This window comes from Candidatus Endoriftia persephonae, from assembly GCF_023733635.1.
Lineage (GTDB): Bacteria > Pseudomonadota > Gammaproteobacteria > Chromatiales > Chromatiaceae > Endoriftia > Endoriftia persephonae.
Window position 1 is genome coordinate 261,158 of sequence record NZ_CP090569.1, and the last position, 21,051, is coordinate 282,208.

The following is a 21,051-nucleotide window of genomic DNA, read 5'->3' on the forward strand; positions in this document are numbered from 1 at the left end:
AAGGGAAGCCTCGCCAATGGTCGAAGACAAGAGCTCGCAGGAGTCGCCGCTGATTCGTATTCGCGGGCTGCGGTTTCGTCGCGGCGGGCAGATCATCTTTGATGGTGTCGACCTGGATATCCCGCGTGGCCAGGTGAGTGCCATCATGGGGCCCAGTGGCAGCGGCAAGACCACCCTGCTGAAACTGATCGCCGGTCAGCTGCAGCCGGATGCCGGGAGCATCGAGGTGGACGGTCTGAACGTGCATCAGCTCAGCCGGCGCGAGTTGTTTCGGCTGCGCACCCGTATGGGCATGCTGTTCCAGAGTGGCGCGCTGCTCACCGATCTCTCTGTCTTTGAAAACGTCGCCTACCCGGTGCGCGAACATGCCGACCTGCCCGAATCGATGATTCGTCGCCTGGTGCTGATGAAGCTAGAGGCGGTGGGGCTGCGCGGTGCGCGTGAGCTGATGCCGGCTGAACTCTCCGGTGGCATGGCGCGGCGGGTGGCGCTGGCCCGGGCCATCGTCCTTGATCCGATGATGGTGATGTACGATGAGCCCTTCACCGGCCAGGATCCGATCTCGATGGGGGTGCTGGCGCAGCTGATCCGCCGTCTCAACGATGCGGTGGGGCTGAGTAGCATTCTGGTCTCCCACGACGTGGAGGAGACCGCCGCCATCGCCGATCGGCTCTATCTAATCTCCCATGGCCGGCTGGTGGAGCAGGGGTCGCCGCAGCAGTTGGCCGACTCCGACTCTCCCTGGGTGCACCAGTTCATGCGCGGCGAGCCGGATGGGCCGGTGCGTTTCCACTACCCGGCCGCGCCGCTGGCTGATGATCTGCTGATGGGTGGAGGTGGTGCTTGATCCTTGACCTTCTGGCACACCTGGGCCGACATGGGCTTGCGTCGTTGCAGCGCCTGGGTCGCGGTCATCTGCTGCTGCTGGAGATCCTGGTCGGCAGCCTAGCGCTGGTGCGTCGTCTGCGCCTGCTGCTGGTCCAGGTTTATTCTGTGGGGGTGCGCAGCCTGGTGATCGTGGTGGTCTCCGGGTTGTTTGTCGGCATGGTTTTGGGGCTGCAGGGGCACTATGTGCTCTCCCAGTTCGGCGCTGAAGAGAGCCTCGGAGTGATGGTGGCGGCTTCACTGGTGCGCGAGTTGGGGCCGGTGGTGACGGCGCTGCTGTTCGCTGGTCGCGCCGGTTCGGCGTTGACCGCCGAGATCGGCCTGATGAAGGCCACTGAACAGCTCTCCGGTTTGGAAATGATGGCGGTGGATCCGGTGCACCGGATCCTGACGCCGCGTTTCTGGGGCGGTTTTATCTCGATGCCGCTGCTGGCGGGGCTATTCAGTGCGGTCGGTGTGATCGGTGGCTACTTCGTCGGGGTGGCGCTGCTGGGGATCGATGATGGCGCCTTCTGGAGCCAGATGCAGGCGAAGATCGACTGGAACGAGGATGTACTCAACGGTGTCACCAAAAGCGTAGTATTTGGCATCGTCTGCAGCTGGATCGCGCTGTTCGAGGGTTACGATGCACATCCCACCTCGGAGGGGGTGAGTCGTGCCACCACCCGTACTGTGGTGCACTCGGCGCTGGCGGTGCTGATGCTCGATTTTGTGCTCACCGCGCTGATGTTTGGAGACTGAGAGATGAATAGACGCAGGCTGGAGGTCGGGGTTGGGCTGTTCATGGCGCTTGGCCTGGTGGCACTGTTTTTTCTGGCGATGCAGGTAAGCAACCTGAGCAGTGTCAGCAGAGGTGATGGGTATGAGGTACAGGCCCGCTTCGACAATATTGGCGGTCTCAAGGTGCGCTCGCCGGTGGCGATAGCCGGGGTGCGTATCGGTCGGGTGACGCATATCGGGTTCGACCAGCAGAACTTCGAGGCGGTGGTTACCCTGCGGATCGAAGAGCAGTATGACAAGATTCCAGAGGATAGCATCGCCAAGATCTACACTTCGGGTTTGCTCGGGGAGCAGTATGTCGGTCTCGATCCGGGGGGCAGCGAGGAGACGATCCGTGACACCGGCCAGATCACAATGACTCAGTCAGCGCTGGTGCTGGAGGAGATAGTTGGCCAATTTCTGTTCAGCAAGGCGGAAGAGGCGGCCCTTGAGTAGCCTGGCCGAGATCCGCCACGAAGGGGCGTTTCGCTTCACTTTGCAGGGCGATATGAGCTTCGCCAGTGCGCGCAGCCTGCTGCAGCAGTCGCAGGTGCTGTTTCCGGTTGGCGGGGATTTCTCCCTCGACCTCTCCGCGGTGCAGCACAGTGACAGCGCCGGGGTGGCGCTGCTGTTGGAGTGGCTCGCTGCGGCCCAGGCGGGTGGGGGGCGTCTGGAGATCACCGGCCTGCCAGCCTCAATGCGCGCCATCGCCGGTGTCTGCAATCTGCAGGAGCTGCTGCCGTTGGATGAGGAGGAATAGCTCCAGATGCAGGATGATCCGATCCTCTTTACCATCTTTCTGGTCTTCTCCGGCGCGGCGCTGCTGGCAACGGTGGCGTTGTTCGCTCGTCAGGCGCTGCTAATCGCCTATATCCTGCTCGGTGCGCTGTTTGGTCCCTGGGGCTTCGGCTTTGTGGATGATCCGGCGGTGGTGAAAGAGATTGCCGACATCGGCATCATCTTTTTGCTGTTTCTGTTGGGGCTCGATCTGAAGCCCCAGGAGCTGCTCAATCTGCTGCGCAAGACCACCCTGGTGACCCTCGGCAGTTCGCTGCTGTTTTTCGTGATCGGCTTCAGCGTCGCCTGGCTGTTTGGTTTTAGCTGGGTGGAGTCACTGGTGGTGGGCGGTACGATGACCTTCTCTTCCACCATTATCGGTCTCAAGTTATTGCCGACCACGGTACTGCACCATCAGCGCACCGGCGAGATTATTATCAGTATCCTGTTGCTGCAGGATCTGCTGGCGATTGTCATGTTGCTGCTGCTGGAGGGGCGAGGGGTGGATCTTGCTTCAGCGGGAGGGCGCTTCATTCTGCTGCTGTTGGCATTGCCGGTGTTGATCCTCGGCTCTTGGCTGGTGGCGCGCTTCCTTTTGGTTCCGCTAATTCGGCGCTTCAGCCAGATCAAGGAGTATGTGTTTCTGCTCGCTATCGGCTGGTGCCTGGGGATGGCCGAGCTGGCCGGTGGGGTAGGGCTTTCCCGCGAGATCGGCGCCTTCAGTGCTGGCGTCGCGCTGGCCACCAGTCCGATCGCCCTCTATATCGCCGAGAGCTTGAGGCCGCTGCGCGATTTCTTCCTGATCCTCTTCTTTTTCTCCCTGGGAGCTGGGGTGAATCTGGAGAAGCTACCCGATCTGCTGCTGCCGGCGTTGCTGCTGGCGACGATTCTGATGCTGGTCAAGCCCTGGGCCTTCCGTCGCCTGCTCGAGCGCACCGGCGAGGATCGTGAGCGCAGCGGTGAGATCGGCTGGCGGCTCGGCCAGCTGAGCGAATTCTCTCTGCTGATCGCGGTGCTGGCACTCGACCTGGGGCAGATTGGCGACCGCGCCTCCTACCTGATCCAGCTAACAACCCTGTTCACCTTCCTGGTCTCCACCTACCTGGTGGTGATGCGCTTCTACACGCCGATCGCTATCTCCGATCGGCTGCGGCGGGATTGATGTGGCTGCGTGGGCGGGCTGGGAAAATACGGTTATACCCCCGCTTTGGCTGCCAACTGTCGAAAAAAGCTCCCGTTCTTGCCGTATTTTCGCTATGATCCCCGGTTTTTCCAAGCGCTGGCAGGTTGGCGCCGACTGAGCGGATCCCAACGATGGATAAACTGATCATCAAAGGTGGAATTCCCCTGCAGGGCGAGGTGCGGATTGCCGGGGCGAAAAATGCGGCGCTGCCGATCCTCGCGGCGACCCTGCTGGCTGACAGTCCGATGCGGGTGGGCAATGTGCCGCATCTGCAGGACATTACCACCACCATGGGGCTGCTTGGCGGGATGGGCGCCACCCTGGTGGTGGATGAGAAGATGGGCATCGAGGCGGATACTGCTTCGATCACCCGATTCCACGCCCCGTATGAGCTGGTCAAGACCATGCGTGCCTCGATCCTGGTGCTCGGGCCGATGTTGAGCCGTTTCGGCGAGGCGGAGGTATCGCTGCCCGGAGGCTGCGCGATCGGCTCCCGCCCGGTCAATCTGCACATCGACGGACTGCGCGCTATGGGCGCAGATATTTCTGTCGAGAACGGCTACATTCGTGCGCGCGCCAAGCGGCTGCGGGGGGCGCGCATCGTCATGGATCTGGTCTCGGTGACCGGCACAGAGAACCTGATGATGGCGGCGGCGCTGGCCGATGGCACTAGCATTATCGAGAATGCTGCGCGTGAACCAGAAGTGGTGGACCTCGCCGACTGTATCAACAAGATGGGTGGCAACATCTCTGGCGCGGGGACTTCGACCATCACCGTCAATGGGGTTGGACGGTTGCTCGGCACCAACTATGAGGTGTTGCCAGACCGGATCGAGACCGGCACCTTTTTGGTTGCCGCGGCGATCACTCGCGGCCGGGTCAAGGTGCGTGACACTCGCCCCGATCTGCTCGATGCGGTGTCGCAGAAGCTGATCGAGGCGGGCGCAAAAATGGAGTTTGGTGAGGACTGGATTAGCCTCGATATGGAGGGACGCCGCCCCAAGGCGGTGGATGTGCACACCGCCCCCTATCCCGCCTTTCCGACCGATATGCAGGCGCAGTTCACCGCCCTCAACTCGGTGGCGGAGGGGGTCGGCACGATCACCGAGACGATCTTCGAGAATCGTTTCATGCATGTGCAGGAGCTGGTGCGGATGGGGGCGAAGATCCGCCTCGAGGGCAACACGGCGATCTGTACCGGCAGCGAACATCTGACTGGCGCGCCGGTGATGGCTACCGACCTGCGTGCCTCCGCCAGCCTTGTGCTGGCCGGGTTGGTGGCCGAAGGGGAGACCCTGGTGGATCGCATCTACCATATCGACCGGGGTTATCAGAACATCGAGGAGAAGTTGGCCGGCCTCGGCGGGCAGATCCGTCGGGTGCCTGATTGATCTCATCTGGCTGTCAGCCTGGCGTCAGGCAAGCCTGTTTTGAATACTACTGATTGAGCCGCGAACGCGCATCGTCATGAAATTTTCTACACCGATCACCATCGCCCTCTCGAAAGGGCGCATCTTCAAACAGAGCCTGCCGCTATTGGCCCATGCCGGCATCGAGCCGATCGACGACCCGGAGACCAGCCGTAAGCTGATCCTCGATACCAATCACGAGCAGGTGAAGCTGGTGATCATCCGCGCCACCGACGTACCCACCTATGTGCAGTACGGCGCCGCTGACATCGGCGTGGCGGGCAAGGATGTGTTGCTGGAGCACGGCGGCGAGGGGCTCTACGAGCCACTCGATCTGCAGATCGCCAAGTGCCGCCTGATGGTGGCCGGTCACGCCGGTGCCTCCCTTGATGGCAACCGCCTGCGCATCGCCACCAAGTATGTGAAGAGCGCACAGAAACACTTCGCCGCCAAGGGTCAGCAGGTGGAGATCATCAAGCTCTATGGTTCGATGGAGCTGGCGCCGATCGTGGGGCTCGCTGACCTGATCGTCGATCTGGTGGAGAGCGGTAGCACCCTGAAGGCCAACGGCCTGGTACCGTTGGAGCATATCACCGACATCAGCTCGCGATTGGTGGTCAACAAGGCCGCCTGGAAGATGAAGCACGCCACGATCATGGCCCTGAAGGCGGCGGTGGCCGAGGCGGTGGAGAAGAATCAATCCTGATCTGTGTTCTGTGCGGGAGTTAGAGAGATGAGCGAGATACGCCAACTGTCCAGCAGCGATGCCGATTTTCAATCACGGCTGGATGCGCTGCTGGCCTGGGAATCGGTCTCTGATCGGGCGGTCAACGATACGGTTAACAACATCATCGCTGAGATCCGTAGCCGCGGTGACGCCGCGTTGGTCGAGTTTACCAGCCGTTTCGACGGCTGGCAGGCGGCCAGCGCTGCCGATCTAGAGTTGCCGCTGAGCCGACTCGAGCAGGCCTGGAACACCATCCCTGCCGAACAGCGCCAAGCGCTGGAGATCGCAGCCAATCGCGTCCGCGCCTACGCTGAGCACCAGATCACCGACTCCTGGTCCTATACCGAGCCGGACGGCACCCTGCTGGGTCAGCAGGTGACGCCGCTGGATCGCGCCGGCCTTTACGTACCCGGCGGCAAGGCGGCATATCCCTCATCAGTGTTGATGAACGCGATTCCCGCCAAGGTGGCCGGGGTGTCCGAGTTGATCATGGTGGTGCCTACCCCTGGCGGTGAACTCAACGAGTTGGTACTGGCGGCGGCCCATGTCTCCGGCGTTGATCGAGTCTTCCTGGTGGGCGGCGCCCAGGCGGTGGCCGCGCTCGCTTACGGCACCGAGAGCGTGCCGCCGGTGGACAAGGTGGTCGGCCCCGGCAACATCTACGTGGCTACCGCCAAGCGCGCAGTATTCGGTCAGGTCGGCATCGACATGGTGGCCGGCCCTTCGGAGATCCTGATTATCTGCGACGGCAACACGGATCCCGACTGGATCGCCATGGACCTCTTCTCCCAGGCGGAGCACGATGAGGATGCCCAGTCGATCCTGATCTGCCCCGACGCCGGCTTCATTGAACAGGTGCAAGCAAGCATCGATAGGCTGCTGCCGAGCATGGAGCGGCGCGAGATCATTGCCACAGCGCTCAGGGTGCGCGGCGCGCTGATCACGGTGAAGGATATGCAGGAGGCGGTGGATGTGGCCAACTTCATCGCTCCCGAGCACCTGGAGCTGTCGCTGGAGAACCCCGAGGCGATGGCAAAACAGATTCGCCACGCCGGTGCGATCTTCATGGGTCGCTACACCGCCGAGGCGATGGGCGACTATTGTGCCGGTCCCAACCATGTGTTGCCGACCTCGCGCACCGCGCGCTTCTCCTCTCCGCTGGGGGTCTACGACTTCCAGAAGCGCTCCAGTCTGATCATGGCCTCGCCGCAGGGTGCGGCCAGCATGGCGGAGACCGCTTCGGTGCTGGCGCGCGGTGAGGGGCTCACTGCCCACGCCCGTTCTGCCGAGTATCGTGGTAAGTCGTGATGGCGGAGGTGGTCACCCGTTCGGTGATTAGCTGTCCCCACTGTAGAATGCCCCGGCAGGAGAGTTGAGGTGAATTTTTTGTTCGTAAAAGACGCAAATAGCGCCAAGGTTTTTTGTGTGCTTCGCGTATTTTTCGTATGCAAAACTGAATCGAAATATTTGCGGTAATTTGCGGACTGATATTCCAATGAAACAGCTCATCGACCAATGGGTGCGCCCTGAGATCCGGGCGCTCTCCGCCTACCATGTGCCGGATCCGGGCGAGATGATCAAGCTCGATGCCATGGAGAACCCCTACACCTGGCCGGATGAGCTGCGCCGGGAGTGGCTGGATCTGCTCGCCGGGGTCGATGTGAACCGCTATCCCGACCCCCAGGCGGCAGCGCTGAAGGCACGCCTGCGTGACGCGATGGGAGTGCCGGCGGGGGCGGAGCTGATCCTCGGCAACGGCTCTGATGAGCTGATCCAGATGCTGGCGATGGCGGTCTCCGGCCCGGGCCGGGTGGTGATGTCAGTGGATCCCGGTTTTGTCATGTACCGGATGATCGCTACCTTCTGCGGCATGGAGTATGTCGGTGTGCCGCTCAGGAGCGACGATTTCAGTCTCGATATCGATGCCCTGCTGGCGGCTATCGAGCGGCATCAGCCGGCACTGCTGTTTCTCGCCTACCCCAACAATCCGACCGGCAACCTGTTCGATGCGGCGGAGATCGAGCGGGTGATCGAGGTGGCCCCTGGTATCGTGGTGGTGGACGAGGCCTACGCCCCCTTCACCGATGAGAGCTTCATGCCACGCCTCGGTGAGTTCGACAACCTGCTGGTGATGCGTACTGTCTCCAAGATGGGATTGGCCGGGCTGCGTCTCGGTTTGCTGGTTGGGCCCGCCGCCTGGCTGGAGCAGATCGACAAGACCCGCCTGCCCTATAACATCAGTGTGCTGAGCCAACTGAGTGCGGAGTTTGCGCTGCGCCACCAGGCGGTGTTTGATGCCCAAACCAGCGCGATTCTAGAGGAGCGCGGCAGGCTTTTCTCCGTCCTGCGGGCGATCGACGGCGTGGCGCCCTACGCGTCGCAGGCCAACTTTATCCTGCTGCGGGTGCCCGAGGGGCGTGCGCTGGAACTCTTCGAAGGGCTGAAGGAGCGAGGTGTGCTGGTAAAGTGTCTGCACGGTGCCCACCCGCTGCTCAGCGACTGCCTGCGGGTGACGGTGGGTACGCCGCAGGAGAGTGAAACCTTTCTTGAGCATTTCACTGCCCTTCTCCAGGGGTGACCGGTCCAGGCAACTCATTGCGGATGGGTTGTCCTGATCCAGATCAACGTTCCTTAGGCGCGTCTGGCCGATACTAGCGCCGGCGAGCAGTGTCGGTCGATGCCAGTTGGTGTCTTGCCTCTGTCTGGCCGGCTAATTCGCTGATCTGTCTCTTCTATCCCCCGTGTTGGATGTGATGCGCAGCGGCTCCTGTTGTATGTGGTTTTGGAGTGTGCGATGAGAAAAAGAATCCTTTTGTTGGCCCTGATCTCTGGGCTGTTCCTCTCCCTGCCAGCTATGGCTACCAATGGCTACTGGTCCTACGGTTATGGCCCCAAGTCGAAGTCGATTGCCGGGGCCTGTGTGGCGATGTCGTTTGGCGCCATGTGTGCCGCCAGCAATCCGGCCTCGCTGGTGCGGGTGGGTAACCGTATCGAGGCGGGGGCGTCACTGTTTGCGCCGACGCGAGGCTTTACCGCCAACGATGACGCGCAGACCCCGCCCTATGCCTCGATCCCTCCCGGTGAATATAAGAGTGCCAATGATCTGTTTCTGTTGCCCCACTTTGCTAGCAACTACATGCTCGATGAGCAGAGCTCGATTGGTGTGGCGATCGGTGCCAACGGCGGTATGAACACCGAATATGATAGTGCTGTCTTCGCCCGCTTCAGTCCGCCGGGGGTGCTGGAGTATCAGGCCTCAGCGCCGGTTGGGGTGGACCTCAAGCAGATGTTTGTCGGCATCAGCTATTCGCGCCTGCTGAGCGAGGAGCACTCGATCGGTATCACTCCGATCCTGGCGGTGCAGTCGATCTCTGTCACCGGCCTGGAGCCGTTCCGGATGTTCTCCAAGTACCCCGATTCAGTGACCAATAACGGTACCGATGTCAGCGTTGGTGGCGGTGTGCGGTTTGGGTGGTTGTGGCGCGTGAATCAGCAGCTGAAGCTCGGCGCCTCCTATCAGACGCGTCTGTGGATGCAGAAGTTTGACAGCTACAAGGGGTTGTTTGCAGAGGCGGGTGACTTTGATATTCCGCCCAACTTCGACTTGGGTTTCTCTTACCGCTTTACGCCGGAGTGGACCTTCGCCTTCGACTACCAGCGCATTCAATACTCCGAGGTGAATGCGGTGGGCAACCCGGCCGATCTGGTATTTATACCTGGCTCCACCCTGCTGGGCACCGATGATGGGCTGGGCTTCGGCTGGAACGACCAGAATGTCTACAAGTTCGGCGTGCAGTGGCAATACAGCGACGATTTGACCCTGCGTGCCGGCTACTCCTACGCCACTGATACCTTCGAGAACAGTCAGGCGCTGTTCAACATCCTCGCGCCGGCGGTGATCAAGGAGCATTTTACCGGTGGTTTCGGACTGAAACTGGGGGGTGGGCACGAGCTTAACGCGGCTTTCATGTATGCACCTGAAGAGCAGGTCACTGGCACTAACCCCAATACTGGGCCGCAGACCGGCGATCTCTGGATGGACCAGTGGGAGGTCGAGATCGGCTGGGCGATGCGTTTTTGAGCCTGTTTGTCCGCTGAGCGCAGTGGCATGGCGCATTCGCCCATGCTGCTGTCAGGGGTAAGTGTTGCGGCTTTACGGAACTGTCGACAAACGCACTGTTTGAAAGGAGGTGCTAGGACATTTTACGGGGATCTGTGGTTATAATCCGAGGCGTTCACTGGATGGTGCAGTCGCCTCCAAAGCCCCCCTGCACCAATACGGAAATATCTAAAAAGAAGCTAGAACGACTATGTGCGGTATTGCCGGTTTTGTCCTGAATAACCCTGTCGACAGCCCCCAGCCCCTGCTCAAGCGCATGGCAGACGAGATCGTCTACCGCGGGCCAGACGACGAAGGCTTCTATACTACCGAGGCCAACGCCGGGCGCCAGCAGATTGGCCTAGCCCATCGCCGCCTCTCGATCATTGATCTGGGCGGGGGCCATCAGCCGATGGCCAACCAGCGCGCCACCACCCAGGTGGTGTTCAATGGTGAGATCTACAACTATCGTGAGCTGCGCGCCGAGCTGGAGTCGAAGGGCTACAGTTTCAACAGCAACTCCGACACTGAATCATTGCTCGCCGCCTACGACGAGTGGGGCGAAGCCTGCGTCGAGAAGTTGCATGGCATGTTCGCCTTCGCCCTCTGGGACAGCGAAAAGCAGCAGCTCTTCGTCGCCCGCGACCGCTTCGGCAAGAAACCCTTTTACTTTTGGCAACGCGGCGACGAGCTGATCTTTGGTTCCGAGATCAAGAGCATCCTGGTGCATCCGCGGGTGCAGCGGCAGATCGACCAGGCCGCAGTCTGGGACTATCTCGCCTTTCGTTATGTGCCTTGGCCGCGCACCTTGTTTGAGGGGGTCGAGAAACTGCCTCCCGGTTCCTGCGGGGTGTGGCGCAACGGCGAGTTTTCTGTGCGCCGTTACTACATCCCGCCGGATCGTGAGCCGCGTGTCGACCAGGCTCCGGTGGCCGACCCGGTGGCCGGCTTTATGGAACAGCTCGATCATGCGGTGGAGAGCCGCATGGTGGCGGACGTGCCGTTTGGCGCTTTCCTCTCCGGTGGTATCGATTCCTCCGCCATCGTCGGCCTGATGACGCGCCACAGCAACGAACCGATCAAGACCTTCTCGGTGGGTTTCTCTGAGGCCCAGTACAGCGAGCTGGGCTACGCCAAGACCATCGCAGAGCAGTTCCATACCGACCACCACGAACTGACCGTCTCCCAGGCGCACCTGATGGAGGAGCTGCCGAAGCTGGTGCGTCTGCGCGACGCGCCGGTGGCTGAGCCGTCGGATATCCCGATCTATCTGCTCTCTTTGGAGGCGCGCAAGACGGTGAAGATGGTGCTCACCGGCGAGGGTAGTGATGAGTTTCTCGGTGGCTATCCGAAACACAGCTTCGACCGCTACGCCGACTATTATCGTTATATCCCGGATCTGCTGCAGGCGCCGATCCGCGGCCTGGTCAACGCGCTGCCCTACAAATACCGCCGCGCCAAGACCGCCATCAACAACCTAGGGCTGCGCAACTGGGACGAGCGCATGCCGCGCTGGTTTGGCGCGCTGACCTGGAAGGAGCGCGAGGCGCTGGCGGCGTTTCGTCCCGACGACTATCAGCAGTTCGACGGCCCGCCCTTCGATGTCAATCGGGACAACAGCAACCTGCGCAAGATCCTCTACTTCGATCAGACTAGCTGGCTGCCCGATAATCTGCTGGAGCGCGGCGACCGCATGACCATGGCGGCCTCCCTGGAGGCGCGTATGCCCTTCATGGACCATCAGTTGGCGGCCTACATCTCCTCGCTGCCCGACGATTGCCGGATCAAGGATGGCATCAGCAAATGGATGCTGCGTGAGGGGATGAAGCAGATCCTGCCCGAGACCATCCTCAATCGCCCCAAGGTTGGTTTCCGGGTGCCGGTCAATGAGTGGTTCCAGGGGCCGATGCGTGACTACCTCTGCGACCATATCCTCAGCAGCGATTCAAAAACCGCCGCCTATTTCAACCGGCCGGTGCTGGAGCGCTATGTCAACGAGCATGTGAACGGCACTCAGAACCACGAGAAGTTGCTCTGGGGCCTGCTCAACCTGGAGATCTGGCACCGGGAATATGGGATGAGCGCATGAGTTCACTGGCATGGAAGATCAACCGGATCAAGGCAATGAGCCCGGCGGAGCTGCTGTTCCGGGTTGGCCGGGTGGTGCAGGGCAAGGTCGAGAAGCAGCGTCTCAGCGCTGGTTGGAGGCCGAAGCCGAAGGGGTCGGTGGGTAGTCGTGGCGGCTTGTTTCAGGGGGAGTCTGAACAGATCGTCAGTCAGTGGCGTGCCGCCTATGCCGGGCAGCTGGCCGGCTACGAGCCGCTGCTCGATGGCGATGTAGATATCTTCGGCCACCTCAAGGTCAATCTGCTCGACGGCTTCAACTGGCACCGGGATCCCGAGTCGGGGATCGTTGCGCCGCTGCTCTACGGTAAGGGCATCGACTACCGTGACAACCACCAGGTGGGTAACTGCAAAACCCTCTGGGAGGTGGCGCGTCACCCCCATCTGGTGCCGCTGGCGGTGGCCTATGCGGTCACCGGCGATGAACGTTATGTGCGGCTGGTGACTAGCCAGATCGACAGCTGGATTGCACAGAACCCATTTGGTCTGGGGGTTCACTGGTGCAGCACCCTGGAGGTGGCATTGCGGTTGGTGGCTTGGGCCTTGGTGCACAGCCTGTTCTGTCTGCGCGATGAGCAGGGGCTGTTCAGCCGGGTCAGCGACAGCGAGGCGCTGGGCAATGCGATCTATCAGCATGCCCACTTTATCCGCCACTATCTCTCTCGCCACTCATCCGCCAACAACCACCTGATCGGCGAGCTGACCGGTCTGTGGCTTGGCTGCAGGGTATTTGATCTTGGTGCGGAGGGGGAAGTCTGGGCGGCGCTGGCGAAGCGCGAACTGGAGGCCGAGGCGGTCAAGCAGGTGTTCGAGGATGGCGTCAACAAGGAGCAGGCCAACTACTACCATCTGTGGGTGATGGAGTATCTCTACCTCAACTGGCTGGTGGGGGAACGCTACGCTGAGCCCTTTAGCGATACCTTCCGTGAGCGCATCATCGGCATGCAGCGTTTCATCTCTGCGCTGCGTCCGCCGGGTGGTGTGGTGCCGCAGATCGGTGACTCTGACGACGGCGTGGTGGCTCGCTTCGAGCCGGCCGATTCACCAGACCCCTACCGGGAGGTCTGCAGTGCGATCCAGGCGGTGCTGGAGGATGGTTGTGAGGCGCAGTACCTCAGCCAGAAGGTCTTCTGGTACAGCCTGATCGCAGGCCGCTCGGCGCAGATCGATGCGGGTCCAGAGGCGGATGATCAGCCGGCTGGGCAACTCTTCCCGAAGGGCGGCTATGCGGTGCTGCGAGGTGGCGGTGCCCATCTGATCTTTGATGCGGGGCCACTGGGATATCCCTCGATTGCCGCCCACGGCCATGCCGATGCGCTGAGCTTCTGCATGGCGCTGGATGGCCAGTGGTGGTTGGTCGATCCGGGCACCTATTGCTACCACACCCAGCCCGACTGGCGTGATTACTTCCGTAGTACCGCTGCCCACAATGCCCTGGAGGTCAATGGCCACGACCAGTCGCTGATCGGTGGTGCCTTCCTCTGGTTGCAGCGTTCGAAACAGCAGATCGGTGAGTTGCAGCAATCGGCCGATGGTGAGCAACAGAGTATCTCGGGTAGCGTCAGTGGATATGCCGACCCGCAGATTCGCCACCACCGGGAGATCACTCTCGATGCTCGGCAGCGCAAGCTACGGGTGACAGACCGGATCGAAGGGGGGGCGGCAGCGCTGCGGCTGCTGTTTCAGTTCCATCCGAATGTACGCCTCTACCCGGGTGAGCTGAAGCACCATTTCTATGCCGAGATCGAAGGTGAGCCGCACCGTTTGGAGATCTGTGCCGATGAAGCCCTGCAGTGGGAAGTGCGGCACGGCGAAGAGAATCCCCATCTGGGTTGGTACTCGGAGCGGCTAGGTCAGAAGGTGCCGATCGATGTCTTGGTCGGCACTCTGCAGGCTGCTTCGGGCTGTACCATCAACTGCGAATTCAGCTGGTAGCCATTGCTGCCGCAACCAACCTGGGAGTGGAGAGGGAATGGCTGCCGCGCAGCTGATACTCAGCGTTGACTACGAGGTATTTGGCGACGGAAGTGGCGAGCCGCGCCGCTGTGTGCAGGATCCGGCGCGGCGCATCATGCAGGTTGCCGAGGGATTTGACGCTCCTGTCACTCTGTTCGTCGATGCCGCAGGCTTTGCGATGATGGAGTCGGAGCTGCGCAGCGTCTGCTCAGTGGCGGCGATCAAGGCGCAGCTGGCGGCAGCGCTGGAGCGGGGTCATGATCTGCAGCTGCATCTGCATCCCCAGTGGGAGGGGGGGCGGATGGATGCCGAAGGTGAGTGGCAGCTAGATCTCTCACGCTGGCGAATCGCCGATCTGAGTGACGGCGAGATTCGCGTGCTGCTCAAGGAGGGGCGTACCTGGCTGGAGGATCTGGCGCGCTCGCGTCAGCCTGACTACCGCTGTATCGCCTTCCGTGCCGGTGGTTGGTGCATCCAGCCATCTGAGCGGGTGGTCAGGGCGCTGCGCAAGCTCGACTTTCTGATCGATTCGAGTGTCGCTCCGGGGATGCGCAATACCACCAAGGGGGAGTGGCTCGACTTTACCAAGGCCCCGAAGTTGCCCTACTGGATGACCAGGGGTGACGTCTGCACGCCAGAAAAAAAGGGGCTCTATGAGATGCCGATCGCAACGGCGCGGATCGATCCGGTGCGCCACATGCGCGCCTTGGTGGCGGTAAAGGGCCGGCCGGATGCCGGCTTTGCATCTGGCTGCGAGGGCTCCTATCGGGGGCCTGGCGGGACAGTCTCGGGGGTGGTGGGGCGGCTCGCAAAACTCTCCAAGCTGGGGCAGGTGATGCTCGATTTTTCCAGCATGCCTTCGCGGGTGCTGATCGATGTCAGCCGCAAGTGGCTCAAGCAGTTTGACGGGGTGACAGATGTACCGCTGCCGCTGGTGGCGATTGGCCATACCAAAAATTTTTCCGCCGCCTCTGAGCAGGCGCTGGCAGAGTACCTTGAGTGGGCCAGCGGGGAGGGGATTGCTTTCACCACCTTTCCCGCCTGGCTCGACGCCCTCAACGCTGATTGATCGACTGGTCGATGTGGTTCTTCAGCGCTGCCTGGCCGTCGTCATCTATGTAGCTGAACTCCATGCGGCTGTGCCACGCCTTGCCGCGTTGTTCGGAGCGCAGCACCTTGGCGTAGATGGTGCCAGTCTCGCGGCTCATCAGCGACAGTGAGAGATTGATCTTGATCTCGGAGAGTCTCTCCAGCTGTATCGGCGTACTGGCGAGCATGCCGTTGTAACTTAGATCTACCACCCGTCCCTGGTGACTGTGCTCCTCCAGCCACTTGCCTTGCAGGCGGCGGAAGCTCAGTGGTAAGTCTGAGGGGATGCGCGGGGTGCGGCGTGCTTCTACCCGTGGCACCTGCAGTGGCTTCGGACGGCTGGTGGCGAGTAGTTCGTAGAGGGTGACGGGTTCGCGTTTGCCCTTGACGTGGACCCGGTTGACCTCGCCAGTCTCAATATAGTCGGCGGCCTGGCGCTGTGACGCCTGGCTGAGCAGAATCTGGCCGCGCAGGCTGTAGGCTTCGATGCGCGAGGCCAGGTTGATGGCGTCGCCGATCACGGTGTACTCGCTGTAGAGCTCGGAGCCGAGATTGCCTGCCATCACCTTTCCGCTGTTGATGCCGATCCCCATGTAGAGACGCGGAAAGCCCAGCAGCCTGTTGTCCCGGTTGATGCGATCCATCGCCTGCTGCATCTCCACCGCGCAGGCGATGGCCTGTTGCAGGTCGTCAGGGTGGGGTTGCTGCAGGCCGAACAACACCATGATTGTGTCGCCCATGAACTTATCGATGGTGCCGCCATGCCGGTAGATGATCTCACACATCTGAGAGAAGTAGAGGTTGAGCATCTCAATCACCTGCCGCGCGGGCATCTGGGCGGAGATTGAACTGAAGCTGTGCAGGTCCGAGATTAGGATGGTGATCTGGCAGCTTTTGGGTTGGGCGGGGCCTGGCTGTTTCTGCAGCAGCCTTGTGAAGTGTTGTCGCAGCTTGCTCTCGTGGCTGTCGTCGAGCTGGTTGTTGCAGCTGCACTGTACTGAGTCGATGAGCTCATCGACCAATCCGGTGGTTCCGTTCATACGGATGTTCCTTGTGGATTGAGGCCCTCCCTGGATTGTAGGCGATGCTGTGGTTAGGTGCTTTATTCCCTGGCGGGGGAGGTGGTGGGACGCGGCTGTGAGATGGCTGTGGCCTCAATGGGGGTGTTGCCGCGCCAGCCGCCGATATGCAGCTGTTTACCTGGCGCTGTGCCGGCGATCAGCTGCAGCAGCTCGTGGGAGTTTTTCGGGGCGATGCCGTTGATGCTTGTGATGACATCGCCCGGGGTGAGTCCGGCCTGATCGCCGGGGCCGTCCTCCAGTACGCCGGTGACCAATACCCCTTCCACCGAGCGCAGTCCAAATGCTTCGGCTAGCTCTTCGGTGACATCCTGGCCCTGGATGCCGAGCCAACCACGCACCACCTCGCCAGTAGCGATTAGTTGGCGCATGATGCCTTCCGCCAGCTCAAACGGGATGGCGAAGCCGATGCCGTGAGAGCCGCCGCTGCGGGAAAAGATGGCGGTATTGATGCCGACCAGCTCGCCCCGGGCGTTGACCAGTGCGCCGCCGGAGTTTCCGGGGTTGATGGCGGCGTCGGTCTGGATGAAGTTCTCGAAGGCGTTAATCCCCAGGTGGTGGCGACCGGTGGCGCTGACTATACCCATGGTGACGGTCTGACCGACGCCAAACGGGTTGCCGATGGCGAGCACCACGTCGCCGATGCGGCGCTTTTCCGGATCGCTGATGGGGATCGCCGGTAGGTCGGGTTCGCCGTCGATCTTCAGCAGCGCCACGTCTGATTCCGCGTCGCTGCCGATGATGCGCACTGCCACGTTGTGGCCGTTGCGCAGCACCACTTTGATCTCGTCCGCCTCCTCGATCACGTGGTGATTGGTCAGCAGATAGCCATCCGGTGTGATGATGACGCCAGAGCCGAGACTGGTCTCGCGGCGCTTGCGGGTCTGATCGGGTAGCAGTCTGCCAAAGAAGTGTTGTAGCAAGGGGTCGCGAAACCGTAGCGACTGAGTCTCGGTGGTGATCTTGGCGGTGTAGATGTTGACCACCGCGGGGGCTGCGGTGGCAACCGCATCCGCATAGGAGAAGGGGCCGCTGGCGATGGGGGGCTTGGCTGGTGGTTCTGCCGATGCTTTGGGCTGGTTGAGGTGTGGCGCCTGCGGGCTCGGCTCTCGCAGTCCAGGCAGTAGGAACAGAACCACGATCGCCGCGGCGAGGCCGGCGGTGAGCGATGTCATTAAAAATGAGGCGAGTTTGCGGATCTTCATCGGGGAGGTAATCTAGCAGCCCTTTAATCGGGAACAGGGGCGTGCGCATGGTCGATCTGAATGAGCTGGAATCATACTGCAATGCACAACTCGGAGCGAATGAATTTGATGACTACTGTCCCAACGGCGTGCAGGTGGAGGCGGCACAGCAGGTCCGGCGCCTGATGGTCGGGGTAACCGCCTGCCAGGCGCTGATCGATGCGGCGGTGGAATGGAGGGCGGATGCGTTGCTGGTGCATCACGGCTTCTTCTGGAAGGGGGAGGCCGCGCCGCTGCGAGGCATCAAAGGGCGGCGTATTGCCAGTCTGATAAAAAATAATGTCAGCCTGCTGGCCTATCATCTGCCGCTGGATGCCCATCCGGAGTGGGGCAACAACCGCCAGTTGGCGCGGGTGCTAGGGTTGGAGTCGGCCCAGAGTACCCCCGCCGGCCGGGGGCTGGTGTGGCAGGCGGAATTGTCCCGGCCGATAAGTGGGGTGACGCTGGAGCGGCAGATCGCTCAGGCGTTGGGGCGAACTCCGCTGCATATTGATGCGGCGGAGAGGATGATTGGGAGGATTGGTTGGTGCAGTGGCGCAGCCCAGGGCTTTATCGAGGAGGTGGCGGATCTCGGTCTGGATGCCTACATTTCCGGTGAGATATCTGAGTCGACAGTGCATCTGGCGAGGGAGCGGGGGATCCACTATTTTGCCGCTGGGCATCATGCCACTGAGCGTTATGGCGTGCAGGCGTTGGGCGAGCGCCTGGCAGAACGATTTGCGCTGGAGTTGAGTTTTATCGATATCGATAGCCCAGCGTGAGCTCTTGCTGAGGGTGTTGGTTGGTACTTTAAAGAGTCCTAACATACTGATTCTTGGCCTCTTGCGGCGGAATGGGGATAGGTGTGCCCGCCTGGCAGCAGGCCTGGGTGGAGTGGCATGTCGTTGATACAGAACAGAAGTTACTCGGATTTACCTGCGTCCAGCCTTGACCTGTCGCGGTGCATGTTGGAGAATGCGCGGTCAATTTTTGGGGTTTATTCAGCATATTCTAATGTCCTGAACGGCGGGGCTGCCGAGCTGCCTTGTGGCACAAGGTATTGGTGGTTCGTCCAGAAACTCGGGGAGTAAAAAATGAGCGCAGATGGCGTGGATTTGGGAAAGCGGCGTACACTTACGCTCGCGACAAGTGCAGTCGGGGCGGTTGGCGCCGGCTTCGTGGTTTATCCTTTTCTGGCGGCCTGGTCCCCCAGCGAGAAGGCGAAGGCGGCTGGTGCGCCGGTAGAGGCCGATATCGGCAAGCTGGAGCCCGGCCAGATGATGCGCGTCAAATGGCGCGGTAAGCCGGTCTGGGTCGTGTATCGCACGGAACAGAATCTGAAGGACCTGCCGACTCTGGATGCTGCGTTGCTGGATCCCGCCTCCGATGATACCGGCCAGCAACCCGACTACTGTAAGAACCCCGCCCGCTCCATCAAGGAGAAATATCTGGTGGCGGTCGGTATCTGTACCCATCTGGGTTGTTCCCCGACCTACCGCCCCGATGTGGCGCCGGCGGATCTGGGTGCCGAGTGGAAAGGTGGCTTCTTCTGCCCCTGCCACGGTTCCCGCTTCGATCTGGCTGGCCGCGTCTACGCGGGCGTGCCGGCTCCGAAGAATCTGGAGATTCCCCCTTACCAATACCTTTCCGATACCAGGATTCAGATCGGTGCTGATGGAGGTGCTTCCTGATGAGCATGATGCAGAACTTCGTCGGCTGGATCGACGATCGTTTTCCGATGACCAAGGTGTGGAACGAGCACCTGGCGCAATACTACGCACCGAAGAACTTCAACTTCTGGTACTTCATGGGCTCCCTGGCGATGCTGATGCTGGTGAACCAGATCCTCACCGGTGTCTGGCTGGCGATGAGCTACAAGCCCGACGCGGGGTTGGCCTTTGCCTCCGTCGAATACATCATGCGTGATGTGGAGTGGGGCTGGTTGATCCGCTATATGCACTCCACCGGCGCATCGGCGTTCTTCATCGTCATCTACCTGCACATGTTTCGCGGGCTGATGTACGGTTCCTATCGGAAGCCGCGTGAGCTGTTGTGGGTCATCGGTGTGATTGTCTACCTGGCGATGATGGCCACCGCCTTCATGGGCTACCTGCTGCCCTGGGGTCAGATGTCTTACTGGGGTGCGCAGGTTATCGTCAACCTGTTCTCGGCGGTGCCGGTGATCGGTCCCGACCTGGGGGTCTGGATCCGTGGTGACTATGTCATCTCCGACGCCACACTGAACCGATTCTTCGCACTGCACTTCCTGCTGCCGTTCGTATTGGCTGCGTTGGTCTTCATTCACATCGTCGCCTTGCACAAGGTGGGTTCCAACAACCCCGACGGCATCGAGATCAAGAAGGGTCCAAAGGGCAACAAGTGGAGCGATACAGCACCGGCTGATGGTATCCCCTTCCATCCCTACTATTCGGTGAAGGATATCGCTGGTGTGGCAGGTTTCTTGTTCCTGTTCGCGGCGGTGATCTTCTTCGCGCCGGAGATGGGTGGCTACTTCCTCGAGCACCCCAACTTTGAACCGGCCAACCCGCTGAAGACCCCTGCCCACATCGCGCCGGTCTGGTACTTCACGCCGTTCTACGCAATCCTGCGTGCAGTACCTTCGATTGCAGGTTCTGCCTTCCCGGGTGTTGTTGCCATGTTCGGTTCGATCCTGGTGATGTTCTTCCTGCCCTGGCTCGACCGCAGCCCGGTTAAGTCGATCCGTTACAAGGGTGGCCTCTACAAGGTGGTGCTCGGACTGTTCGTGGTGGACTTCATTGTGCTTGGCTACCTTGGGACTCAGCCGACCACCGACCTGTACAAGCTGATGGCACAGATCGGCACCATCTACTACTTCGCTTTCTTCCTGCTGATGCCCATCTACTCCAAGATGGACAAGACCAAGCCTGTTCCTGAGAGGGTGACCCAATGAAAAAGCTGTTTTTTGCATTTCTGTTGGCTGCGGCGCCTCTCATGGGGTTTGCCAGTGGCGGTGGCGTACACTTGGATGACGCCGATATCGACCTGAGCGACGAGGCTTCGCTGCAGCGTGGTGCGAAATACTTCGTCAACTACTGCCTGAGTTGCCACTCGGCCAAGTTCCAGCGCTACAATCGCATGGCGAGGGATCTGGGGTTGACCGAAGAGGAGGTCAAGCAGAACCTGATGTTCACTACCGACAAGATCGGTAACACCATGACCATCGCGATGCCGCAGGAGCAGGCGGAAGCGTGGTTCGGCACCGCTCCGCCTGATCTGAGCGTGATCGCCCGGGCGCGTGGTGTGGATTGGCTCTACACTTATTTCCGTAGCTTCTATGTGGATGAGTCGCGGCCTTTCGGTGTCAACAACATCGTCTTTCCCGATGTGGGCATGCCTCACGTGCTGTGGGAACTGCAAGGTCCGCAGAAAGCGGTGTTCCGCACCGAGCAGGATGCGGCGGGCAACGAGACCCATGTCTTCGATAAGTTCGAGCAGATCGCCCCTGGCAAACTGAGCCCGGGCGAGTATGACGATGTGGCGCGTGATCTGACCGCTTTCCTGAGCTATGTCGGTGAGCCGATCCAGATGAAGCGTAAGAGCATGGGCATCTGGGTGCTGCTGTTTATTGCGGCCTTCTTCGGGCTCGCTTATATGCTCAAGAAGGAGTACTGGAAGGACGTCCACTGAAACCGTTGATACGGTAATTCTGAAAAGGGGCGCGCAGTTGTTGTATACTGTGCGCCTTTTTTCGTTTAGTTT

At 60.9% G+C, this 21,051-nt stretch carries 19 protein-coding genes; 17 read left to right on the top strand and 2 right to left on the bottom strand.

The window, feature by feature from the left end:
* Positions 1–16 precede the first annotated feature (16 nt).
* The 13 genes from L0Y14_RS01205 to L0Y14_RS01265 all read left to right on the top strand — a co-directional run bounded on the left by L0Y14_RS01205 (position 17) and on the right by L0Y14_RS01265 (position 14,988).
* Positions 17–847, top strand: a complete 831-nt coding sequence (locus tag L0Y14_RS01205; RefSeq protein WP_006474335.1) for an ABC transporter ATP-binding protein — start codon at positions 17–19, stop codon at positions 845–847.
* Positions 844–1,626 (top strand): lipid asymmetry maintenance ABC transporter permease subunit MlaE, encoded by a 783-nt coding sequence (gene mlaE, locus L0Y14_RS01210; protein WP_005961968.1) that lies wholly within the window; start codon positions 844–846, stop codon positions 1,624–1,626. Before L0Y14_RS01205 ends, mlaE begins: the two co-directional genes overlap by 4 nt.
* A 3-nt stretch (positions 1,627–1,629) precedes the next feature.
* Positions 1,630–2,100 carry an outer membrane lipid asymmetry maintenance protein MlaD gene (gene mlaD / locus L0Y14_RS01215; RefSeq protein ID WP_005961966.1) on the top strand — a complete coding sequence of 157 codons (471 nt, stop codon included), beginning with the start codon at positions 1,630–1,632 and terminating at the stop codon, positions 2,098–2,100.
* Positions 2,093–2,404, top strand: a complete 312-nt coding sequence (locus tag L0Y14_RS01220; protein WP_005961964.1) for an STAS domain-containing protein — start codon at positions 2,093–2,095, stop codon at positions 2,402–2,404. Before mlaD ends, L0Y14_RS01220 begins: the two co-directional genes overlap by 8 nt.
* Positions 2,405–2,410: 6 nt before the next feature.
* Positions 2,411–3,583 (top strand): cation:proton antiporter domain-containing protein, encoded by a 1,173-nt coding sequence (locus tag L0Y14_RS01225; RefSeq protein ID WP_005961962.1) that lies wholly within the window; start codon positions 2,411–2,413, stop codon positions 3,581–3,583.
* Positions 3,584–3,735: 152 nt separating this feature from the next.
* Positions 3,736–4,995, top strand: coding sequence for a UDP-N-acetylglucosamine 1-carboxyvinyltransferase (murA, locus tag L0Y14_RS01230; RefSeq protein WP_039960098.1), 1,260 nt, complete (start codon positions 3,736–3,738; stop codon positions 4,993–4,995).
* A 76-nt stretch (positions 4,996–5,071) separates the two neighbouring features.
* Positions 5,072–5,719: an ATP phosphoribosyltransferase gene (hisG, locus tag L0Y14_RS01235; protein WP_005961957.1), complete on the top strand. Its 648-nt coding sequence runs from the start codon at positions 5,072–5,074 to the stop codon at positions 5,717–5,719.
* A 27-nt stretch (positions 5,720–5,746) separates the two neighbouring features.
* Positions 5,747–7,048, top strand: a complete 1,302-nt coding sequence (gene hisD, locus L0Y14_RS01240) for a histidinol dehydrogenase (RefSeq protein WP_006474332.1) — start codon at positions 5,747–5,749, stop codon at positions 7,046–7,048.
* A 187-nt stretch (positions 7,049–7,235) separates the two neighbouring features.
* Positions 7,236–8,318, top strand: a complete 1,083-nt coding sequence (hisC, locus tag L0Y14_RS01245) for a histidinol-phosphate transaminase (protein WP_006474331.1) — start codon at positions 7,236–7,238, stop codon at positions 8,316–8,318.
* Between the two features lie 216 nt (positions 8,319–8,534).
* The gene (locus tag L0Y14_RS01250) at positions 8,535–9,821 is read left to right on the top strand and encodes an OmpP1/FadL family transporter (protein ID WP_006474330.1); all 1,287 of its coding nucleotides are present in this window, start codon (positions 8,535–8,537) and stop codon (positions 9,819–9,821) included.
* A gap of 229 nt (positions 9,822–10,050) precedes the next feature.
* Positions 10,051–11,928 (top strand): asparagine synthase (glutamine-hydrolyzing), encoded by a 1,878-nt coding sequence (gene asnB / locus L0Y14_RS01255; protein WP_006474329.1) that lies wholly within the window; start codon positions 10,051–10,053, stop codon positions 11,926–11,928.
* Complete coding sequence (locus L0Y14_RS01260) at positions 11,925–13,898, top strand: heparinase II/III family protein (protein WP_005961944.1); 1,974 nt, start codon at positions 11,925–11,927, stop codon at positions 13,896–13,898. The genes asnB and L0Y14_RS01260 overlap by 4 nt, the downstream gene beginning before the upstream one ends.
* A gap of 37 nt (positions 13,899–13,935) precedes the next feature.
* On the top strand, positions 13,936–14,988 hold the full coding sequence (locus L0Y14_RS01265; protein WP_006474328.1) for a polysaccharide deacetylase family protein: 1,053 nt from the start codon (positions 13,936–13,938) through the stop codon (positions 14,986–14,988).
* On the opposite strand, the gene L0Y14_RS01270 is transcribed toward L0Y14_RS01265, so the two are convergent.
* Both L0Y14_RS01270 and L0Y14_RS01275 read right to left on the bottom strand, forming a co-directional pair.
* Entirely contained in the window at positions 14,975–16,048 is a 1,074-nt protein-coding gene (locus L0Y14_RS01270) for an adenylate/guanylate cyclase domain-containing protein (RefSeq protein ID WP_005961940.1), read from the bottom strand. The two genes, L0Y14_RS01265 and L0Y14_RS01270, sit on opposite strands and share 14 nt — an antisense overlap.
* A 62-nt stretch (positions 16,049–16,110) precedes the next feature.
* The gene (locus L0Y14_RS01275) at positions 16,111–17,286 is read right to left on the bottom strand and encodes a trypsin-like peptidase domain-containing protein (protein WP_420887025.1); all 1,176 of its coding nucleotides are present in this window, start codon (positions 17,284–17,286) and stop codon (positions 16,111–16,113) included.
* A gap of 53 nt (positions 17,287–17,339) precedes the next feature.
* Here L0Y14_RS01275 and L0Y14_RS01280 point away from each other — a divergent pair, with 53 nt between their 5' ends.
* The 4 genes from L0Y14_RS01280 to L0Y14_RS01295 all read left to right on the top strand — a co-directional run bounded on the left by L0Y14_RS01280 (position 17,340) and on the right by L0Y14_RS01295 (position 20,979).
* Complete coding sequence (locus tag L0Y14_RS01280; protein ID WP_240991613.1) at positions 17,340–18,092, top strand: Nif3-like dinuclear metal center hexameric protein; 753 nt, start codon at positions 17,340–17,342, stop codon at positions 18,090–18,092.
* A 312-nt stretch (positions 18,093–18,404) separates the two neighbouring features.
* On the top strand, positions 18,405–19,001 hold the full coding sequence (gene petA / locus L0Y14_RS01285; RefSeq protein ID WP_005961934.1) for a ubiquinol-cytochrome c reductase iron-sulfur subunit: 597 nt from the start codon (positions 18,405–18,407) through the stop codon (positions 18,999–19,001).
* Positions 19,001–20,242: a cytochrome b gene (locus L0Y14_RS01290; RefSeq protein ID WP_005961932.1), complete on the top strand. Its 1,242-nt coding sequence runs from the start codon at positions 19,001–19,003 to the stop codon at positions 20,240–20,242. The genes petA and L0Y14_RS01290 overlap by 1 nt, the downstream gene beginning before the upstream one ends.
* Positions 20,239–20,979, top strand: coding sequence for a cytochrome c1 (locus L0Y14_RS01295; protein ID WP_005961930.1), 741 nt, complete (start codon positions 20,239–20,241; stop codon positions 20,977–20,979). The genes L0Y14_RS01290 and L0Y14_RS01295 overlap by 4 nt, the downstream gene beginning before the upstream one ends.
* Positions 20,980–21,051: the final 72 nt, after the last annotated feature.

What these genes read in the sequence shown, in the direction of transcription:
- L0Y14_RS01205 (WP_006474335.1), top strand. Translation starts at nt 17, where the DNA reads ATGGTCGAAGACAAGAGCTCGCAGGAGTCGCCGCTGATTCGTATTCGC.
- mlaD (WP_005961966.1), top strand. Translation starts at nt 1,630, where the DNA reads ATGAATAGACGCAGGCTGGAGGTCGGGGTTGGGCTGTTCATGGCGCTT.
- L0Y14_RS01225 (WP_005961962.1), top strand. Translation starts at nt 2,411, where the DNA reads ATGCAGGATGATCCGATCCTCTTTACCATCTTTCTGGTCTTCTCCGGC.
- murA (WP_039960098.1), top strand. Translation starts at nt 3,736, where the DNA reads ATGGATAAACTGATCATCAAAGGTGGAATTCCCCTGCAGGGCGAGGTG.
- hisG (WP_005961957.1), top strand. Translation starts at nt 5,072, where the DNA reads ATGAAATTTTCTACACCGATCACCATCGCCCTCTCGAAAGGGCGCATC.
- hisD (WP_006474332.1), top strand. Translation starts at nt 5,747, where the DNA reads ATGAGCGAGATACGCCAACTGTCCAGCAGCGATGCCGATTTTCAATCA.
- hisC (WP_006474331.1), top strand. Translation starts at nt 7,236, where the DNA reads ATGAAACAGCTCATCGACCAATGGGTGCGCCCTGAGATCCGGGCGCTC.
- L0Y14_RS01250 (WP_006474330.1), top strand. Translation starts at nt 8,535, where the DNA reads ATGAGAAAAAGAATCCTTTTGTTGGCCCTGATCTCTGGGCTGTTCCTC.
- asnB (WP_006474329.1), top strand. Translation starts at nt 10,051, where the DNA reads ATGTGCGGTATTGCCGGTTTTGTCCTGAATAACCCTGTCGACAGCCCC.
- L0Y14_RS01260 (WP_005961944.1), top strand. Translation starts at nt 11,925, where the DNA reads ATGAGTTCACTGGCATGGAAGATCAACCGGATCAAGGCAATGAGCCCG.
- L0Y14_RS01265 (WP_006474328.1), top strand. Translation starts at nt 13,936, where the DNA reads ATGGCTGCCGCGCAGCTGATACTCAGCGTTGACTACGAGGTATTTGGC.
- L0Y14_RS01270 (WP_005961940.1), bottom strand. Translation starts at nt 16,048, where the DNA reads ATGAACGGAACCACCGGATTGGTCGATGAGCTCATCGACTCAGTACAG.
- L0Y14_RS01280 (WP_240991613.1), top strand. Translation starts at nt 17,340, where the DNA reads ATGGTCGATCTGAATGAGCTGGAATCATACTGCAATGCACAACTCGGA.
- petA (WP_005961934.1), top strand. Translation starts at nt 18,405, where the DNA reads ATGAGCGCAGATGGCGTGGATTTGGGAAAGCGGCGTACACTTACGCTC.
- L0Y14_RS01290 (WP_005961932.1), top strand. Translation starts at nt 19,001, where the DNA reads ATGAGCATGATGCAGAACTTCGTCGGCTGGATCGACGATCGTTTTCCG.
- L0Y14_RS01295 (WP_005961930.1), top strand. Translation starts at nt 20,239, where the DNA reads ATGAAAAAGCTGTTTTTTGCATTTCTGTTGGCTGCGGCGCCTCTCATG.